A 19,013-nucleotide genomic window follows, 5' to 3' on the forward strand; every position below is an offset into this window, starting at 1 on the left:
GGTCCGTGCGCGAGGATGGGGCCATGAACGCCATCATCTCCGCATCCGACCTCGCGAGCGTCCTGGCGGGCGCCAACCCGCCGGTCCTGCTCGATGTCCGCTGGCAGCTCACCGCGGCCAAGGCGGCCGGTGAACCGCCGTTCGACGGCCGGGCCGCGTACGAGGCAGGGCACCTTCCGGGTGCCGTCTACGTCGACCTGGACCGGGAGTTGGCCTCCGCGCCGGGCGAGGGCGGCCGGCATCCGCTGCCTGATCTCGCGCGATTCGGGGCGGCGATGCGCCGCGCGGGCGTGTCGTCCGGGACGCCGGTGGTCGTCTACGACGGCGGCCAGGGCTGGGCGGCGGCCCGAGCGTGGTGGCTGCTGCGCTGGACGGGCCATCCGGACGCGCGGGTCCTCGACGGCGGGCTGCCGGCCTGGGAGGGGCCGTTGGAGAAGTCCGTGCCGACGCCTGAGGAGGGTGACTTCGTGCCGGAGCCGGGAGCGGCGGGACTGCTCGACGCCGACGCCGCCGCGGGGCTGGCGCGGTCCGGGGTGCTGCTGGACGCGCGGGCGGGGGAGCGGTACCGGGGCGAGGTGGAGCCGATCGACCCGGTGGCCGGGCACATCCCGGGTGCGGTGTCGGCGCCGACCACGGAGAACGTGGGGGCGGACGGCTGCTTCCTCCCCGCCGAGGAGTTGCGGGAGCGCTTCAAGGGGCTCGGCGTGTCCGAGGGCGCACGGGTCGGCGTGTACTGCGGGTCGGGCGTCTCCGCGGCCCACGAGGTCCTGGCGCTCGCGGTCGCGGGCATTCCGGCGGACCTGTACGTCGGGTCGTGGTCGGAGTGGTCCTCGGACCCGGACCGGCCGGTCGCGGTGGGGCCGGATCCCCAGTAGCCCGACGCGAGAAGAGGGCCGCGCCCGGTAGGCGCGGCCCTCGTGCTCGTACAGCCGGTCGGGCCGCTACTCCTGCTTCTTGCGCCGCGTCCCGAAGACGATCTCGTCCCAGCTGGGGACGGCCGCTCTGCGGCCCGGGCGGACGCCGTCGGCCTCGGCCTGGCGGTCGGTGGCGCCGATGAGCCGGTCGCGGTGACTGCCGACGGAGCGCGGCATGAGGACGTCCGCGTAGGCGGATCCCGCCGAGGCCGCGGGAGCCGGGGGCTCCTCCTCCTCGACCTCGGCGACGACGGTCTCCTCCTCGGGCTCCGGCGCCGGGCGCTCGGGAACCACCAGGTCGCCGCGGAAGCTGGGCACCGCCTCCAGCAGGCTGGTCAGCGAGTCCCGCTCGCCGGTGCTCTCCTCGACCGGTTCGGAGGCCGCCGCGGGCAGACTGGGCCGCTCGCGGTCGGCGGAACGGTCCAGCGGTCTGTCGCGCGGGAGCCGGGCGATCCGCGGCACGAACGGGAAGCTGGGCTCGGGCGCGGCCAGGTCGTCGGACTCGCCGATCAGCGAGCGGGCCTCGTCGTCGACGGCCTGGACGAGCCGCCGGGGCGGGTCGTACGTCCAGCTCGCCGAGTGCGGCTCGCCCGCGACGCGGTAGACCAGCAAGACCTCCCACGTGCCGTCGTCACGACGCCACGAGTCCCACTGGACGGTGTCCTTGTCGGCCCCGCGCAGCAGCAGCCGCTCCTGCACGGCCTCGCCGAGCGGCGGACCGGAGTTCTCGCCGGGGCGGCGGACCGGGGTCTTGCGGGCCCGCTCGGCCATGAACGCCCGCTCGGCGAGCACGGGGCCCTCGAAGCGCCGGACCCGGTCGACGGGGATGCCTGCCATCTGCGCGACCTCTTCCGCGGTCGCGCCGGCACGTATACGCGCCTGGATGTCGCGGGGGCGGAGGTGGCTCTCCACCTCGATCTCGATCTGGCCGAGGCGGGGACGGTCGCCGCGCACGGCGGCGCGGAGCCGTTCGTCGATCGGAAGCGTGTACTCCGTGCTGTCCGCAGCCTTCAGCACCAGCCGTGTGCCGTCATTCGAGACGGCCACGACACGCAGTTCGGGCATGGGGACCTCCCGGGTGGTGCCTGCCGACGTCACGTGCGTCGCTGCTTCCGCTAGTCGAGTGTGGCCTGCCCGGGTGCAGCCTGCCACAACCTTGCCGAGTTGCCCGGCGTGTCGGGCGCGGGCCCTGGATCGCCGTTATGGCACGGTTACCTATTCGCAACGCTAAGTGACGAACCCTGTCACCCTGTGCAACTAGCCCCCTCCCGGCGGTCCTTAAAGGCCCTGTACACCCTGACGGGAGACCGGACCCAGGGCTCGCAACAGTACTCCATTTGGGCCACGTGCGTGGATTGGCACGCCGCCCAACTTCTGGCAAGGGGTGGGACTTGGTCGCTCTCTGCCCCGATTCCGCGATCTTGAACGTGGGGAACTTCACGTAATCACCAGAATCGGAACTATGGGTTTCGGTCGCACGTCCCCTGTTCCGGGAGGTCGGCGCTGTCCTCGCCGCGACGGTCATGGCCGCCGGGCCTGTGGCCCCGCGGCGGAACAAGTACCGCCGCCGCCCGGCCAGTTCGGCTTGGGCGCCGTCCTCCGCCCCCGGCGCGAGGGCCGGAGGCGTCCGGTGGGCGCGGTGGCTGTCGGCTCCCGGGACGCGATGGCCGGAATCATCGCCTGTGGGCCGGAGGTTCGGACTCCGGTTCCCTGGGTGACGGCCGAGTCACGGCCGGACCGTCCACCGGAGCGCCTGGAGCGAGGGTCCCGCGCGCACCACCCCCGGCGCGTCGCCTACGCCCCCAGAACCCTCCGCAAGTAGTCGTTCTGGAACCGCCGATCAGGGTCGAGGCGGTCCCGCAGTGCCGTGAACTCGCCGAAGCGCGGATACACCCGGGAGAAGTACTCGGCGTCCCGGGTGTGGATCTTGCCCCAGTGCGGACGGCCCTCGTGGGCGGTGAAGACGCGCTCGGCGGCGGTGAAGTACCGCTGGTAGGGCGTGCCCTGGAACATGTGGACGGCGATGTACGCGCTGTCGCGGCCGGAGGCGGTGGACAGCGTGATGTCGTCGGCCGGGGCGGTGCGCACCTCCACGGGGAAGCTGACCCTCAGCCCGGAGCGGTCGACCATGGCCTTCAGCTCGCGCAGCGCCGGGACGACGGCCGCACGCGGAACGGCGTACTCCATCTCCACGAAGCGCACCCGGCGCGGAGAGGTGAAGACCTTGTAAGGGATGTCGGTGTAGGTCCGCGCGGACAGGGCCTTGCTGGAGATCTGCGCGATAGCGGGGATCGTGGCGGGCACCGCGCGGCCGACCCAGTTGGCCACCTGGAAGACGCCGTTGGAGAGGAACTCGTCCTCGAACCAGCCCTGGAGCTGCGGCACCGGCTTCTCCGGGCCGGCGCTGCGGTTGTTGCGCTTGGTGTTGGTGTTCCCGGTGTGCGGGAACCAGTAGAACTCGAAGTGCTCGTTCTCGGCCCACAGTTCCTCGAAGTCGGCGAGGACCCGGTCGAACGGCATCGGCTCCTCGCGGGCCGTGAGCAGGAACACCGGCTCGACGGCGAACGTGATCGCCGTGACGATGCCCAGCGCGCCGAGGCCGATCCGGGCGGCCGCGAAGACCTCCGGGTTCTCCTTCTCGGAGCAGGTGAGGACCGAGCCGTCGGCGGTGACCAGCTCCAGCGCCTTGATCTGGGCGGCGATCGAGCCGGACTCGCGGCCGGTGCCGTGGGTGCCGGTGCTGGTGGCCCCGGAGACGGTCTGCTCCATGATGTCGCCCATGTTGGTCAGCGACAGCCCCTCACGCGCGAGGGCCATGTTGAGTCGCTTGAGCGGGGTACCGGCCTCCACGGTGACCGTCATGTTCTCGCGGTCAATGCTGCGTATGCCGGTCAACAGTTGAGGGCGGATCAACACCCCGTTGGTCGCGGCTATGGACGTGAAGGAGTGCCCCGTGCCGACGGCCTTCACCGTGAGGCCGTCCTCGGCGGCCCGCCGCACGGCGGCGGCCAGCTCGTCGACGGAGGCCGGGGTCACCTCCCGCGCGGGACGCGCCGAGACGTTGCCGCCCCAGTTACGCCACGTGCCGTTCTTTCCGTTCGCTGTGCTGCTCAACGGAGCCTCCCCGACCCGGTGCCGGTCGCTTGAGCCGGCGGTACCCGAGGAAACCCACCGCGACCGCGACGGCCCCGGACACCGCCGGAACCCCGTACCCGGCACGCGCGCCGGCCGCGTCGATCACCCAGCCGGCCGCGGAGGAGCCGAGCGCGACCCCCACCGCGAGCCCGGTGCTCACCCAGGTCATGCCTTCGGTGAGCTGCGCGCGTGGTACGTGCTCTTCGATGAGGGACATGGTCGTGATCATCGTGGGAGCGATGGACAGACCCGCAACGAACAGCGCCACGGCCAGGAACGGCAAGTTTCCGACCAGTAGGAGTGGGATCATACTCACGGCCATGGCGCACACGCCCAGCAACCACCGACGTTCCGGCGCCCCGGCGAAGTGCATGAGCCCGAAAACCATGCCCGCCACGCAGGACCCCGCCGCGTACAGCGCGAGGACCACGCTCGCGGCGGCCTTGTGCCCCTCCTCCTCGGCGAAGGCCACCGTGACCACGTCGACCGCCCCGAAGATCGCCCCGGTGGCGACGAAGGTGGCCACCAGGACCTGCAGCCCCGGCGCCCGCAGCGCGCTGCCGCCGCCCTTGCGCTCGCGCGGGTGCGGCTCGGGCTCGGTGGCGCGCTGCGCGGTCAGCCAGAACACCCCGACCGCGAGGAAGCAGGCGGCGAACAGCGGCCCCGCCTCCGGGAACCAGGCCGTGGACAGGCCGATGGAGATGATCGGCCCGAAGATGAAGCACACCTCGTCCACCACGGACTCGAAGGAGTACGCGGTGTGCAGCTGCGGAGTGCCCCGGTACAGGGCCGCCCAGCGGGCCCGGATCATCGCCCCGACGCTCGGCACGCAGCCGACGCCGACACAGGCCACGAACAGCACCCAGTCCGGCCACCGGTAGTGCGCGGCGAACAGCAGCAGCGCCGCCGCTGCGAGTGACACCAGCGTCGCCGGGCGCAGCACCCGCCGCTGCCCGTACTGGTCCACCAGCCGCGAGACCTGCGGCCCCGCCACCGCGGCGGCCAGCGCGATGGTCGCCGACAGGGCGCCGGCCAGCCCGTACCGCCCGGTGAGCTGGGAGACCATCGTGACCACGCCGATGCCCATCATCGACACCGGGATGCGACCGAGGAAGCCCGCGGCGGAGAACCCCTTGGAGCCGGGGGCTGCGAACAGGGCGCGGTAGGGGCTGGGCAACGGGGTCTCCGAAAGGCTCAGTAAGCTGCGAACGCAGTCGACACAGCTTACGGCTCCGGACGCCCCGACGCACCCGTCCGGCCCCGTCCCGAAGCGGCTCGCGCCCACGTGTCACCCCGCCGTTGCCCGGCTGTCAGTGCGGGGTGGCAGGATCGGAGTCATGCCAGACGCGCGCGATGCCAGCCCCTACGACGCCCTGCTCCTGCTCTCCTTCGGCGGCCCGGAAGGCCCGGACGACGTGGTCCCGTTCCTGGAGAACGTGACGCGCGGGCGCGGCATCCCCAAGGAACGCCTCAAGGAAGTCGGGCAGCACTACTTCCTGTTCGGCGGGGTCAGTCCCATCAACGACCAGAACCGCGCCCTGCTGGACGCCCTGCGCAAGGACTTCGCCGACCACGGCCTGGACCTGCCGGTCTACTGGGGCAACCGCAACTGGGCGCCGTACCTGACCGACACCCTGCGCGAGATGGTCCGCGACGGCCGCCGCCGCGTCCTGGTCCTCGCCACCAGCGCCTACGCCTCGTACTCGGGCTGCCGCCAGTACCGCGAGAACCTCGCCGACGCGCTCGCGGCCCTGGAGGCCGAGGGCCTGGAGCTGCCGAAGATCGACAAGCTGCGGCACTACTTCAACCACCCCGGCTTCCTGGAGCCCATGGTCGACGGGGTGATCCGGTCCCTCGAGGAGCTTCCCGAGGACGTCCGGGACGGCGCCCACATCGCCTTCTCGACGCATTCGATCCCGACGGCCGCCGCCGACACCTCCGGGCCCGTCGAGGACCACGGCGACGGCGGCGCGTACGTGAAGCAGCACCTGGACGTGGCGAAGCTGATCGCCGAGGCCGTCCGCGAGCGCACCGGCGTCGACCACCCCTGGCAGCTCGTCTACCAGTCGCGCTCCGGCGCCCCGCACATCCCGTGGCTGGAGCCCGACATCTGCGACCACCTTCAGGAGCGGCACGCGGCCGGTGTCCCGGCCGTGGTGATCGCCCCCATCGGCTTCGTCTCCGACCACATGGAGGTCCTCTACGACCTCGACACGGAGGCCAAGGCCAAGGCCGAGGAGCTGGGGCTGCCGATGCGCCGTTCGGCCACCGTCGGGGCCGACCCGAGGTTCGCCGCCGCGGTCCGCGAACTCGTCGTGGAGCGCGCCGCCGTCGAGCGCGGCCAGGACGTCACCCCGTGCGCCCTCGGCGCCCTCGGGGCGAGCCACCAGCTCTGCCCCGTCGGCTGCTGCCCGGCCCGCGCCCCCCGGCCCGCCGCCGCGGGCGCCGACAGCCCCTACGAGTGAGGAGCCCTGTGACCGACCCCCTGCACACGGACCTGCTCGACCTCGCCCAGGAGGCCGCCCGCCGCGCCGGCGCGCTGCTGCGGGACGGCCGCCCGGCCGACCTCGCGGTCGCCGCGACCAAGTCCAGCCCGATCGACGTCGTCACGGAGATGGACATCGCGGCGGAGAAGCTCATCACGGGCCTGATCGCCGAGCGCCGCCCGGACGACGGCATCCTCGGCGAGGAGGGCGCCGCCACCGAGGGCACGAGCGGCGTCCGCTGGGTGATCGACCCGCTCGACGGCACGGTCAACTACCTGTACGGGCTGCCCACCTGGGCCGTCTCCGTCGCCGCCGAGCAGGACGGCGAGACCGTCGTCGGAGTCGTCACGGCACCGATGCGCGGCGAGACGTTCCACGCGGTGCGCGGCGGCGGTGCCTGGGCCACCGGAGCCTGGGACGGCGAGCGCCGGCTGGCCTGCCGCCCCGCGCCGCCCCTGGACCAGGCGCTGGTCTCGACGGGCTTCAACTACGTCACCGGCGTCCGCACCCACCAGGCCGAAGTCGCCCAGCGGCTGATCCCGCTGCTGCGTGACATCCGGCGCGGCGGCTCGGCCGCGGTCGACCTGTGCGACGTGGCCGCGGGACGCCTCGACGGCTACTACGAGCGCGGCCTGCACCCCTGGGACCTCGCCGCCGGAGACCTGATCGCCCGGGAGGCGGGCGCGCTGACCGGTGGACGCCCCGGAGAGCGCCCCTCGGGCGACCTCGCGGTAGCGGCCTCCCCGGGCGTCTTCGAGCCCCTCCAGCGCCTCCTGGAGGACTTCGGCGCCTGGCACGACTGAGGCCGGCCCACGCCGGGCGGCGGCAGCCCCGCGCCGCCCGGCGAACAACGGCCGCCGGCACTCCGAACACCGCGTGAACACCGCCGTAGGACAAGGCAGCGGGCCCCGGCGCTGGATTCGCCGGGGCCCGCCGCGTACGGCCTGATCAGACGCTCGTCGCGCCGACCTCCACACCGTGCTCGGCGGCGAGGCGGCGCAGGTCGTCGAGCTCGCCCTGCTCCACCTCGACGAGGAAGTCGTCGCCCTCGTCGCGAGCCCGGGACAGATCGGACTCGGTCGCCCTTATGCGCTGCAGAAGTCCTGCGGTGAATGCGTCCATGCTGCGCCCCCTCGTCCTGGGTCGTGGGTCGATGGCACGGGGGTGTGCCGTTCGGAAGGGACGATCACGTCTGATGTGGATGCCCAGCGCCGCTCTGCTGGGCGGCGACGGTGCCGGACACCCACGCCCGCCCTGCGGAAAAGCGGATTGATGCGCACCGCATGGTGGTGCGGTACCGGCAGAGCGTGATCGTGGGATGTAAAGCCGTCCTCCCCAAGCTCCCTTCCGAGGAAACCTAACCGGAGGAGAAAATCTCGTATTCCCGCTCCGGCCGCCGTTCCCCGCCCGCACCGTCCTGCCCGCCACCGTCCGCTCACCTGCCTTACCGCCGACTTACGGCCGAAAAGGGCAGGATGGAGGGCAACACACCGACACCACCGAAAACCCCTGCCCGCGTGCGCCCGGTAAGGCACTACGCGGGTGGACATGAGGAAGGACTAGGGACGTGCGCGTACTCGTCGTCGAGGACGAGCAACTGCTCGCCGATGCGGTGGCCACCGGACTGCGCCGGGAGGCCATGGCCGTCGACGTCGTGTACGACGGTGCGGCCGCCCTGGAGCGCATCGGCGTCAACGACTACGACGTGGTCGTCCTCGACCGCGACCTCCCGCTCGTGCACGGCGACGACGTCTGCCGCAAGATCGTCGAACTCGGCATGCCCACGCGCGTGCTGATGCTCACGGCCTCCGGTGACGTCAGCGACCGGGTGGAGGGCCTGGAGATCGGCGCCGACGACTACCTGCCCAAGCCCTTCGCGTTCAGCGAGCTCATCGCCCGCGTGCGCGCCCTCGGCCGGCGGACCAGCGTGCCCCTGCCGCCCGTCCTGGAGCGTGCCGGGATCAAGCTGGACCCCAACCGCCGCGAGGTGTTCCGCGACGGCAAGGAGGTCCAGCTCGCGCCCAAGGAGTTCGCGGTCCTCGAGGTGCTGATGCGCAGCGAGGGCGCCGTCGTCTCCGCGGAGCAGCTGCTGGAGAAGGCCTGGGACGAGAACACCGACCCGTTCACGAACGTCGTGCGCGTCACGGTCATGACCCTGCGCCGCAAGCTGGGCGAGCCGCCCGTCATCGTCACGGTGCCCGGCTCCGGCTACCGGATCTGATCCCCCGTGGCAGCGACTCCCGCGCCCCCGCAGGCGCCTCCCAAGCCCACCTGGGACCCCAGGAGGCCCGTGCCGCCCTTCCCGTGGCTGCGCCCGACCATCCGCATAAGGCTCACGCTGCTCTACGGCGGCATGTTCCTGATCGCCGGCATCCTGCTGCTGTCGATCATCTATCTGCTCGCCGCGCAGGCACTGAACGTCGGCAGCGACCTGCCGTTCAAGATCGTCGAGGGCAAGGTCACCAGCGACATCTGCAACCTTCCGGACCAGGCCTCGCCCGCCGAGTTCAACAACGCCATGAACCAGTGCGTGAACGACCAGCGCCAGCACGCCCTGGACAACCTGCTCAGCCGCTCGCTCCTGGCGCTGCTGGGCCTGGCGGTCATCGCCTTCGCCTTCGGCTACGCCATGGCCGGCCGCGTCCTGTCCCCGCTGGGCCGGATCACCCGCACGGCACGCACGGTGGCGGGCTCGGACCTGTCCCGCCGGATCGAGCTGGACGGCCCGGACGACGAGCTGAAGGAGCTGGCGGACACCTTCGACGACATGCTGGAGCGGCTGCAGCGCGCCTTCACCGCCCAGCAGCGCTTCGTCGGCAACGCCTCGCACGAGCTGAGAACGCCCCTGGCGATCAACCGCACGCTCCTGGAAGTGCACCTGTCCGACCCGAACGCGCCCGTGGAGCTCCAGCAGCTCGGCAAGACCCTGCTGGCCACCAACGAGCGCAGCGAGCAGCTCGTCGAGGGCCTGCTGCTGCTCGCCCGCAGCGACAACCAGATCGTCGAGCGGGGGCCGGTGGATCTCGCCGAGGTCGCCTCACAGGCCATCGACCAGGTGCACGGCGAGGCCGAGGCCAAGGGCGTGCGCATCCGCGGCGAGCAGAAGCCCGCGGTCGTCCAGGGCAACGGCGTGCTGCTGGAGCGGATCGCCCTGAACCTGCTGCAGAACGCCGTGCGCTACAACGTGCCCGAGGACGGCTGGGTCGAGGTCACCACCGACGTCCAGCACGGCCAGGCGGTCCTGGTCGTCTCCAACACGGGCCCGGTCGTGCCGGCGTACGAGATCGACAACCTCTTCGAGCCGTTCCGGCGGCTGCGCACCGAGCGGACGGGCAGCGACAAGGGCGTCGGGCTCGGTCTGTCCATCGTCCGGTCGGTGGCCCGGGCCCACGGCGGGCACATCTACGCCCAGCCGCGCGAAGGGGGTGGGCTCGTGATGCGGGTCACCCTGCCCATCTGAGATCATGGCGCCGATCACCTTGCGGGCACTCGAAGATGTTCGCTTTACGCGGAATTTCCGAGACATCGTCGTACGTGCCCCGTGTGTGATCGATCACAGGGGCGCCTTTCCGGCCATCTACTCTCCGTGATCATGCCTCCTGCCGGAAAGCCGGGAAAATCCCGGTTTTCGGGGGTCTTGATCACGGGAAGTACACGGTGAGACGCCTTTGAAGTGCGGCATTAGGACCGTGTACGGTCCCCATCGCCATCCAAGCCGATCACTCGTGAGGAGTCCGGTTGGGTGTCGATTGAGTAACAGACCTTGATGTGAGGCAAAATCTCCGCCTCAGGTCGGGCACAAGTCCGGCCTCTCACGCGTTACGTGCGCTGGAGACACCGCAGACACCCAGAGGGGGAGAGCGACATGGCAACCGATTACGACACTCCACGCAAGACCGACGATGACGTCGACTCGGACAGCCTCGAAGAGCTGAAGGCTCGGCGGAACGACAAGTCGGCCTCCGCCGTGGACGTCGACGAGTTCGAGGCCGCAGAGGGCCTCGAACTGCCCGGAGCAGACCTCTCGAACGAGGAACTGGCCGTCCGGGTGCTCCCGAAGCAGCAGGACGAGTTCACCTGCATGAGCTGCTTCCTGGTGCACCACCGCAGCCAGCTGGCCCGGGAGAAGAACGGTCAGCCGATCTGCCGCGACTGCGACTGAGGACGGGTCGGCCGTGACTGGCTCGACCCCTCCCTGGAAGCGCCGCTTCTCCAAGCGGAAAGCGGACGAAGGGCCGATCGACGACGGCCCGCAGCACGGCGCGCGTGACGACGGGCGAGGCTCCACCGATACGGGGGCGGCCTCGCTCGAACCGGCCGCGGACCGGGGTGACCTCCCGGCGTCCGTGGACGTCCCCGCACCCGTCGCCAGGCGACGTGCGGGGGCGATCCGGGAGCGGGCGAGGGAAGGAGCCCGCAAGGGCGGCGAGCGGGCCCGTGCGGGGCTCGCGTACCTCGCCGACCGGATCATCGACATGGCACCCCGGGTCCCCGTACGGGACCTGGCGACCCTGCGCGGGCAGTTCCCGGGCCTCGGGCCCGAAGAGCTCGCGGACAGGCTCGTCGCGGGCGCGGCGAAGGCGACGGCGACGGTCGGAGCCGGTGTCGGCGCGGCGGCGATGCTTCCCGTGCCCCCCGCGATGCCCACGGAACTGGCCGCCGAGGTCACCGGCGTCGCGGCGATCGAGCTGAAGCTGATCGCCGAACTCCACGAGGTCTACGGCGTACGACCGCCCGGCAACCTCAAGCAGCGCAGCACCGCCTACCTCGACTCGTGGTCGGGGGAACGCGGGATCGACGCGACCAAGCCGTCGACGTTCAGCACGGCGCTGAACAGCCGCATGAAGCGCGAACTGCGCCAGCGGATCATGAAGCGGATGCTCCGCAACATGCCCAATCTCATGCCGTTCCTGGTCGGAGCCGCCGTGGGCGCGGCCATGAACCGCAGCGAGACGAGAAAGCTCGCCGCCCGGATCCGCGAGGACCTGCGCAAGATCCAGGTGCCCTGGGAGGCCCTGGAGTCGCTCCCCGCCCTGGAACGCCCGGCGGACGCCCTGGAGATGGGCGAGATCACGCACGACCCCCTGGGGCACCGCGCGGACGACAAGCGCGACGCGGAACACGACGAGAAGCGCGACGGGGCACAGGACGACAAACGCGACGGCGGGCCCTGAGACCCGCCGTCCTTCTGCCGGGTGACCTCCCGGGCGGGTGTGCCAGGGCCTGATCCGAACGACAGGCCCTAGGCCGACTTCGCCGCCCGCAGCGCCTCGGCCAGGCGCTCCGGCTCGCGCGTGGACAGGTACAGGTACGGAGTGGGGTCCTCCGGGTCCGTTACCTCCACGCGCAGGGCCGTGGGGATGTAGGCGCGCAGCAGCATGAAGGCGCGCGGGTCGGCCTTGTACGTGCGCCAGGCGCGGGTCTCCTCCGCGTCCAGCACCTCCGCCTCGCCCAGCGCCGCCACCGGGATCTTCGCCTCGCCCGCGATCAGGGAGTCGCCCACGACGCGGATGCGGACCGAGCCGTACGAACTCGCGGCGACGGCCGCGACCGCGGTGCCCCCGGCGAGGCCCCCGAGCATCGGCAGCGTGCCGAACGGGAGCAGGACCAGGGCCATGGAGACCCCGACGAGGAACGAGATCAGCCACCAGGTCCGCGGGGCGGTGAGGCGTTCTTCGTACGGGGCGGCGGAGAGCTGCATGGAGCCAAGCTTGACACGGTGTCCGGAAGGGGCCGACGCGCGGGTAAGGTCTCCGGCTGTGAGTCGTACTTCCGCAGCTCTTCAGCCTCCGGCCGACGCCGTGCGACCGGTGCGGCATCCGGACGCTCCGGCGCCCGGTGAGCTCCTCGGCGCGCACTACGGCCAGTGCTTCGGCTGTGGCGGCGACCAGCCGCACGGGCTGCACCTGGAGGCGCGCGCCGGCGAGGGCGTGTCCCTCACCGCCGAGTTCACCGTGCAGCCCGCCCACCAGGGCGCCCCGGGCCTCGCGCACGGCGGCGTGCTCACCAGCGCCCTGGACGAGACCCTCGGCTCGCTCAACTGGCTGCTGCGCACGATCGCCGTGACCGGGCGGCTGGAGACCGACTTCGTACGGCCCGTGCCCGTCGGCACCACGCTCCACCTGGAGGCGGAGGTGACGGCGGTGGCCGGGCGGAAGATCTACTCCACGGCCACCGGACGCGTCGGCGGCCCCGACGGACCCGTCGCCGTGCGCGCCGACGCGCTCTTCGTCGAGGTGAAGGTCGACCACTTCGTCGACCACGGCCGACCGGAGGAGATCCAGGCGGCCATGAGCGACCCGGACCAGGTCCGCCGCGCCCGTGCCTTCGAGGTGAACCCGTGAGCCCGGAAGGCCGCACCGGCCCGGCCGGTCCCATCAGTTCCACAAGCCCCGCGAGCCCGGAAAGTCCCATGACTCCCACGAGCCCCGCGAGCCGTCAGCCGGTGGACGTGCTGATCCGGCGCGTCGATCCGGACGTACCCCTGCCGTCGTACGCGCACCCCGGGGACGCGGGTGCCGATCTGCGCACCACCGAGGCGTGCGAACTGGCGCCGGGCGAGCGGGCCGTGCTGCCCACGGGAGTGTCTGTGGCACTGCCGGAGGGGTACGCGGCCTTCGTGCACCCGCGATCCGGCCTGGCCGCCCGCTGCGGCGTCGCCCTGGTGAATGCCCCGGGGACGGTTGATGCCGGGTACCGTGGGGAGATCAAGGTGATCGTGGTGAATCTCGACCCGCGCAAGGCCGTGCGGTTCGAGCGCTTCGACCGGATTGCCCAACTGGTCGTCCAGCAGGTCGAGAGGGTCCGCTTCCAGGAGGTGGCGGAGCTTCCCGACTCCGCGCGGGCCGAGGGGGGCTTCGGGTCCACCGGAGGCCATGCCGTGGTGGACGGGACGAGCGGCACAAGCGGTCAGGCCGCCATCGGCGGTCGGACGGGTGGGAATCGATACGCTTCGGTCGTATCCGACCGGGAAGGACAGTGACGTGTTCGGACGTCGCAAGAAGAGGGATGCCGCCGAGGACGCGGCCGGCGAGGCCGAGCAGGTCGTCGACGGTGTCGACAGTGAGGCGGGCGACGAGGGCGAGCGCCTGAGGCTCGAGCCGGCGCCGCGCCCCGACGGGCCGTGGGACAGCTCCGAGGTCCGTGACCCCGCCGAGGGCCGGGTGGACCTGGGAGGCCTGTTCGTGCCGGGCGTCGACGGCATGGAGCTGCGGGTCGAGGTCGCGGGTGACGCGATCGTGGCGGCGACGGTCGTGCTGCGGGACAGCGCCATCCAGCTGCAGGGCTTCGCCGCGCCCAAGCGTGAGGGCATCTGGGGCGAGGTGCGCGAGGAGATCGCGACCGGCATCACCCAGCAGGGCGGCATCGTCGACGAGGTCGAGGGGCCGCTGGGCTGGGAGCTGCGGGCCCAGGTGCCGGTGCAGCTGCCGGACGGCACCGGCGGCTTCCAGGTCGTGCGGTTCGTCGGTGTGGACGGCCCCCGCTGGTTCCTGCGCGGGGTCATCTCGGGCCAGGGCGCGGTGCAGCCGCAGGCCGCCGGGCTGCTGGAGCAGATCTTCCGGGACACGGTCGTGGTCCGCGGCGAGGGCCCGATGGCGCCCCGCGACCCGATCGTCCTGAAGCTGCCGAACGACGCCCAGATGGTCCCCGAGGGCGTCCAGCAGGAGGAGGGCTCCCGTTTCGCGGGCGGAATGGGCCAGCTCCAGCGCGGACCGGAGATCACCGAGGTCCGCTGAGGCGGAGAAGACACCAGGGCCGCATCCCGCCGGGGGTGCGGCCCTTTCGCGTGCGCGGAGCCTTGACGGCGCATTGGTCTGTACCTACCTTCTCCGACCAACGCGTCTGTTCATAAAGGCGCTTCACGTTCACATACCAGAACGGAAGGCCCCTCGCATGCGCAGAACCGCTCTCCTCGCGGCCTCGGCCGCCCTCCTCGCCGGTGTCCTCGCCCGCCCGGCGGACGCCGCTCCCAGCGCCCCCGCCACCTTCGTCCACCCCGGAGTCACCGTCTCCAAGAGCCAGTTGGACTTCACCCGTTCCCAGGTCAACGCCGGCGCCCAGCCCTGGAAGGGTGCCTTCGACCGGATGACGGCGAGCAAGTACGCCGACCTGAGCCGCACGCCCAGGCCCCGGGCGGTCGTCGAATGCGGCTCGTACTCCAACCCCAACCACGGCTGCACCGACGAACGCGAGGACGCGATCGCGGCCTACACCCACGCCCTCGCCTGGTACGTCACGCGCGACGAACGGCACGCGCGCAAGGCGATCGAGCTGATGGACGCCTGGTCCGCCGTGATCCGGGACCACACCAACAGCAACGCGCCCCTGCAGACCGGCTGGGCCGGCTCCTCCTGGCCCAGGGCCGCCGAGATCATCAAGTACACGTACACCGGGACCTGGGCGAACTCCGGCCGCTTCGCCACCATGCTCCGCACCGTCTACCTGCCCGAGATCATCAACGGCTCCCACTCCAACGGCAACTGGGAGCTGTCGATGATGGAGGCCGCCGTCGGCATCTCCGTCTTCCTGGAGGACAAGGCTTCGTACGACAAGGCCATGGCGAAGTTCCGCACCCGGACCGCCGCCTACGTCTACCTGGAGTCGGACGGCCCGCTGCCGAAGACCGTCCCCGGCCAGCACCTCGACACCCGGGACAAGATCGTCACGTACTGGCAGGGGCAGTCGACCTTCGTCAACGGGCTCAGCCAGGAGACCTGCCGCGACTTCACGCACACCGGCTACGGCCTCTCGGCCATCTCGCACGTCGCCGAGACCAGCCGGATCCAGGGCCAGGACCTCTACGGCACCGACGTCGGGGAGCGGCTGCGGCACGGCCTCGGCCTCCACGCCAAGTACGAGCTGGGCACCGCGGCCCCGAGCTGGCTGTGCGGCGGCTCCCTCAAGCTCGGGCTCGGCCCGATACCCGAGGTGGGCCACAACGCCCTCGCCAACCGCCTCGGACACGCCATGACCCACACCGAGACGCTGACGACGCGCGGCCGCCCCGCCGGCTCCAACCACCTCTTCGTCGCCTGGGAGACCCTCACCCACGGCGACAACCCCGCGTGACGCCCTGACCGGCCCGGGCGCGTCAGGGTTCCGTCAAAGACGGGCCCGCCGCCGTGCCCGGCGCCCCCGTGCCGTGCCGGCCCGCCGTAAGGTCGACGCTGCGTGAACGGCAGACCGGAAGACAATGAGGCCATGGGACGCGGCAAGCTTCGGATCTACCTCGGTGCGGCACCGGGCGTCGGCAAGACGTACGCGATGCTGTCCGAGGCGCACCGTCGCGTCGAGCGGGGCACGGACTGCGTGGTGGCCTTCGTCGAGCACCACGGCCGGCCCCGCACCGAGGTGATGCTGCGCGGACTGGAGCAGGTGCCGCGCCGGGAGATCGACCACCGGGGCGGCACGTTCACCGAGATGGACCTGGACGCCGTCCTCGCCCGCCGCCCCCAGGTCGCCCTGGTGGACGAACTCGCCCACACGAACGTCCCGGGCTCCCGCAACGCCAAGCGCTGGCAGGACGTGGAGGAACTGCTCGCGGCCGGTGTCGACGTGATCTCCACCGTCAACATCCAGCACCTGGAGTCCCTCGGCGACATCGTCGAGTCGATCACCGGCGTACGGCAGCAGGAGACCGTGCCGGACGAGGTGGTGCGGCGGGCCGACCAGATCGAGCTGGTCGACATGTCGCCCGAGGCGCTGCGGCGGCGGATGGCGCACGGCAACATCTACCGGCCCGACAAGGTCGACGCCGCGCTGTCGAACTACTTCCGACCCGGCAACCTGACCGCGCTGCGCGAGCTGGCGCTGCTGTGGGTGGCCGACCGGGTCGACGCCTACCTCACGCGCTACCGCAGCGACCACCGGGTGTCGGCGATCTGGGGCTCGCGCGAGCGGATCGTGGTCGGGCTGACCGGCGGCCCCGAGGGGCGCACGCTCATCCGCCGGGCCGCGCGGCTGGCCGAGAAGGGCGCCGGCGGCGAGGTGCTGGCCGTCTACATAGCCCGCAGCGACGGGCTGACCTCGGCCTCGCCCAAGGAACTGGCGATGCAGCGAACCCTGGTCGAGGACCTTGGCGGAACGTTCCACCACGTCGTCGGCGACGACATACCGGCCGCGCTGCTCGCCTTCGCCCGGGGCGTGAACGCCACCCAGATCGTGCTGGGCTCCTCGCGCCGCAAGACCTGGCAGTACGTCTTCGGGCCCGGCGTCGGCGCGACGGTCGCCCGGGAGTCCGGGCCCGACCTCGACGTGCACATCGTCACCCACGGCGAGGTCGCCAAGGGCCGCGGGCTGCCGGTGGCCCGGGGCGCGCGCCTCGGACGCTCCCGGCGGGTGTGGGGGTGGATCGCCGGTGTCGCCGGTCCGCCCGCCCTGGCGGCGCTGCTGAGCGCCGTCGACCTCGGCCTCGCCAACGACATGCTGCTGTTCCTGGCGCTGACGGTGGCGGCGGCCCTGCTCGGCGGGCTGCTGCCCGCCCTGGCCTCGGCCGCGGTCGGCTCCCTGCTGCTGAACTACTTCTACACACCGCCCCTGCACCGGTGGACCATCGCCGACCCCAAGAACATCGTCGCCATCGTGATCTTCGTGGCCGTCGGCGCGGCGGTGGCCTCCGTCGTCGACCTCGCCGCCCGCCGCACCCACCAGGCGGCCCGGCTGCGGGCCGAGTCGGAGATCCTGTCGTTCCTCGCGGGCAACGTGCTGCGCGGCGAGACCGGCCTGGAGGAGCTGCTGGAACGGGTCCGGGAGACCTTCGGCATGGAGTCGGCGGCCCTGCTGGAACGGGCCGGCGACGTCGAGCCGTGGACCTGCGCCGGCCGGGTGGGTCAGGGGCGCCCCGTGGAGCGGCCCGACCAGGCGGACGTCGACGTGCCGGTCGGCGACCACATGGCGCTCGCGCTGACCGGGCGCGTCCTGCCCGCCGAGGACCGCCGCGTGCTGGCCGCCTTCGCCGCCCAGGCCGCCGTCGTCCTGGACCGCCGCCGGCTCCGGGAGGAGGCCGACCGGGCCCGCGCGCTCGCCGAGGGCAACCGCATCCGCACGGCGCTGCTGGCCGCCGTCAGCCACGACCTGCGCACCCCGCTCGCCGGGATCAAGGCGGCGGTGTCCTCCCTGCGCTCCGAGGACGTCGAGTGGTCCGAGGAGGACCGGGCGGAACTGCTGGAGGGCATCGAGGAGGGTGCCGACCGGCTCGACCACCTCGTCGGCAACCTGCTCGACATGTCCCGCCTCCAGACCGGCACGGTCACCCCGCTGATCCGCGAGATCGACCTCGACGAGGTGGCGCCGATGGCGCTCGGCGGCGTACCCGAGGGCAACGTCGTCCTGGACGTGCCGGAGACCCTGCCCATGGTCGACGTCGATCCCGGGCTGCTGGAGCGGGCGATGGCCAACCTCGTCGAGAACGCCGTCAAGTACAGTCCGCCCGACGCGTCCGTGCTGGTCGCGGCCAGCGCGCTCGGCGACCGGGTCGAGGTGCGGGTGGTCGACCGGGGGCCGGGCGTCCCCGACGAGGCCAAGGACCGCATATTCGAACCCTTCCAGCGCCACGGTGACGCCCCGCGCGGCGCCGGGGTGGGCCTCGGGCTCGCGGTGGCGCGCGGCTTCGCCGAGGCCATGGGCGGCACCCTGAACGCCGAGGACACGCCCGGCGGCGGGCTCACCATGGTCCTCACGCTCCGCGCGGCGGGAACGCGCCCGGAGCCTCGGCTCCCCGCGGAAGAACCCCTGGCAGAACCGGAAAGGCAGGCCTCATGACCCGCGTCCTGGTGGTCGACGACGAGCCGCAGATCGTGCGCGCCCTCGTGATCAACCTCAAGGCACGCACGTACGAGGTCGACGCGGCCCACGACGGTGCCACCGCCCTGCGGCTCGCCGCCGCCCGCCACCCGGACGTGGTCGTCCTCGACCTCGGGCTGCCCGACATGGACGGCGTCGAGGTGATCAGGGGGCTGCGCGGCTGGACGCGGGTGCCGATCCTGGTGCTGTCCGCCCGGCACTCCTCCGACGAGAAGGTCGAGGCGCTGGACGCGGGCGCCGACGACTACGTCACCAAGCCGTTCGGCATGGACGAGCTGCTGGCCCGGCTGCGGGCCGCCGTGCGCCGGGCCGAGCCGGCCGGGGGCGGTGAGGACGACGTGATCGTGGAGACCGACGAGTTCACCGTCGACCTGGCCGCGAAGAAGGTGCAGCGCGCCGGGAAGGACGTCCGGCTGACGCCCACCGAGTGGCACCTGCTGGAGGTTCTCGTGCGCAACAGCGGCCGGCTGGTCGGGCAGAAGCAGCTGCTGCAGGAGGTCTGGGGGCCGTCGTACGGGACCGAGACGAACTATCTGCGCGTGTACATGGCGCAGCTGCGTCGGAAGCTGGAGGCGGACCCTTCGCACCCGAAGCACTTCATCACGGAGCCGGGGATGGGGTACCGGTTCGAGAGGTGAGCTGCGCCGGCGGTTGGCGACCGGGGATCCGGGGGTTG

The 19,013-nt window shown here is 72.1% G+C and carries 18 protein-coding genes; 13 read left to right on the top strand and 5 right to left on the bottom strand.

Translation table 11 applies throughout. From position 1 onward, the window contains the following. Positions 1–23 precede the first annotated feature (23 nt). Positions 24–875, top strand: coding sequence for a sulfurtransferase (locus C1703_RS29950; RefSeq protein WP_114255747.1), 852 nt, complete (start codon positions 24–26; stop codon positions 873–875). A 66-nt stretch (positions 876–941) separates the two neighbouring features. Here C1703_RS29950 and sepH read toward each other — a convergent pair whose 3' ends face one another. The 3 genes from sepH to C1703_RS29965 all read right to left on the bottom strand — a co-directional run bounded on the left by sepH (position 942) and on the right by C1703_RS29965 (position 5,226). Continuing rightward, complete coding sequence (gene sepH, locus C1703_RS29955) at positions 942–1,979, bottom strand: septation protein SepH (RefSeq protein WP_114255748.1); 1,038 nt, start codon at positions 1,977–1,979, stop codon at positions 942–944. A 729-nt stretch (positions 1,980–2,708) separates the two neighbouring features. Next, on the bottom strand, positions 2,709–4,028 hold the full coding sequence (locus tag C1703_RS29960) for a D-arabinono-1,4-lactone oxidase (RefSeq protein ID WP_114255749.1): 1,320 nt from the start codon (positions 4,026–4,028) through the stop codon (positions 2,709–2,711). Further along, complete coding sequence (locus C1703_RS29965; RefSeq protein ID WP_114255750.1) at positions 3,988–5,226, bottom strand: MFS transporter; 1,239 nt, start codon at positions 5,224–5,226, stop codon at positions 3,988–3,990. The genes C1703_RS29960 and C1703_RS29965 overlap by 41 nt, the downstream gene beginning before the upstream one ends. Before the next feature lie 160 nt (positions 5,227–5,386). Between C1703_RS29965 and C1703_RS29970 the strand changes: the two genes are divergently transcribed. After that, the gene (locus C1703_RS29970) at positions 5,387–6,514 is read left to right on the top strand and encodes a ferrochelatase (RefSeq protein ID WP_114255751.1); all 1,128 of its coding nucleotides are present in this window, start codon (positions 5,387–5,389) and stop codon (positions 6,512–6,514) included. Between the two features lie 8 nt (positions 6,515–6,522). Continuing rightward, positions 6,523–7,338: an inositol monophosphatase family protein gene (locus C1703_RS29975; protein ID WP_114255752.1), complete on the top strand. Its 816-nt coding sequence runs from the start codon at positions 6,523–6,525 to the stop codon at positions 7,336–7,338. Positions 7,339–7,483: 145 nt separating this feature from the next. Here C1703_RS29975 and C1703_RS39380 read toward each other — a convergent pair whose 3' ends face one another. Continuing rightward, the gene (locus C1703_RS39380; RefSeq protein WP_010035018.1) at positions 7,484–7,657 is read right to left on the bottom strand and encodes a hypothetical protein; all 174 of its coding nucleotides are present in this window, start codon (positions 7,655–7,657) and stop codon (positions 7,484–7,486) included. Between the two features lie 445 nt (positions 7,658–8,102). Between C1703_RS39380 and C1703_RS29980 the strand changes: the two genes are divergently transcribed. From C1703_RS29980 to C1703_RS29995, 4 genes are all read left to right on the top strand, one after another. Further along, positions 8,103–8,756, top strand: a complete 654-nt coding sequence (locus C1703_RS29980; protein ID WP_003993508.1) for a response regulator transcription factor — start codon at positions 8,103–8,105, stop codon at positions 8,754–8,756. 6 nt (positions 8,757–8,762) lie between these two features. Continuing rightward, a complete protein-coding gene (locus C1703_RS29985; RefSeq protein WP_114255753.1) occupies positions 8,763–9,995 on the top strand; it encodes a HAMP domain-containing sensor histidine kinase in 1,233 nt (410 codons plus the stop codon). A gap of 405 nt (positions 9,996–10,400) precedes the next feature. Beyond that, positions 10,401–10,697 (top strand): DUF4193 domain-containing protein, encoded by a 297-nt coding sequence (locus tag C1703_RS29990; RefSeq protein WP_003993510.1) that lies wholly within the window; start codon positions 10,401–10,403, stop codon positions 10,695–10,697. Positions 10,698–10,710: 13 nt separating this feature from the next. Further along, positions 10,711–11,709, top strand: a complete 999-nt coding sequence (locus C1703_RS29995) for a hypothetical protein (RefSeq protein WP_114255754.1) — start codon at positions 10,711–10,713, stop codon at positions 11,707–11,709. 68 nt (positions 11,710–11,777) lie between these two features. Here C1703_RS29995 and C1703_RS30000 read toward each other — a convergent pair whose 3' ends face one another. Next, positions 11,778–12,236 (bottom strand): DUF3093 domain-containing protein, encoded by a 459-nt coding sequence (locus tag C1703_RS30000; RefSeq protein ID WP_114255755.1) that lies wholly within the window; start codon positions 12,234–12,236, stop codon positions 11,778–11,780. Positions 12,237–12,294: 58 nt separating this feature from the next. Between C1703_RS30000 and C1703_RS30005 the strand changes: the two genes are divergently transcribed. The 6 genes from C1703_RS30005 to C1703_RS30030 all read left to right on the top strand — a co-directional run bounded on the left by C1703_RS30005 (position 12,295) and on the right by C1703_RS30030 (position 18,975). After that, positions 12,295–12,879, top strand: coding sequence for a PaaI family thioesterase (locus tag C1703_RS30005; protein WP_114255756.1), 585 nt, complete (start codon positions 12,295–12,297; stop codon positions 12,877–12,879). Positions 12,880–12,947: 68 nt separating this feature from the next. Continuing rightward, positions 12,948–13,517, top strand: a complete 570-nt coding sequence (gene dut, locus C1703_RS30010) for a dUTP diphosphatase (RefSeq protein WP_114255757.1) — start codon at positions 12,948–12,950, stop codon at positions 13,515–13,517. Between the two features lies 1 nt (position 13,518). Further along, the gene (locus C1703_RS30015) at positions 13,519–14,271 is read left to right on the top strand and encodes a DUF3710 domain-containing protein (protein WP_114255758.1); all 753 of its coding nucleotides are present in this window, start codon (positions 13,519–13,521) and stop codon (positions 14,269–14,271) included. Positions 14,272–14,428: 157 nt separating this feature from the next. Then, positions 14,429–15,604, top strand: coding sequence for an alginate lyase family protein (locus tag C1703_RS30020; RefSeq protein WP_114255759.1), 1,176 nt, complete (start codon positions 14,429–14,431; stop codon positions 15,602–15,604). A gap of 132 nt (positions 15,605–15,736) precedes the next feature. Next, positions 15,737–18,295 carry a sensor histidine kinase KdpD gene (locus C1703_RS30025; RefSeq protein WP_114255760.1) on the top strand — a complete coding sequence of 853 codons (2,559 nt, stop codon included), beginning with the start codon at positions 15,737–15,739 and terminating at the stop codon, positions 18,293–18,295. Further along, complete coding sequence (locus tag C1703_RS30030; protein WP_114255761.1) at positions 18,292–18,975, top strand: response regulator; 684 nt, start codon at positions 18,292–18,294, stop codon at positions 18,973–18,975. Before C1703_RS30025 ends, C1703_RS30030 begins: the two co-directional genes overlap by 4 nt. Positions 18,976–19,013 lie beyond the last annotated feature (38 nt).

It is taken from the genome of Streptomyces sp. Go-475, from assembly GCF_003330845.1.
Taxonomy (GTDB): Bacteria; Actinomycetota; Actinomycetes; order Streptomycetales; family Streptomycetaceae; genus Streptomyces.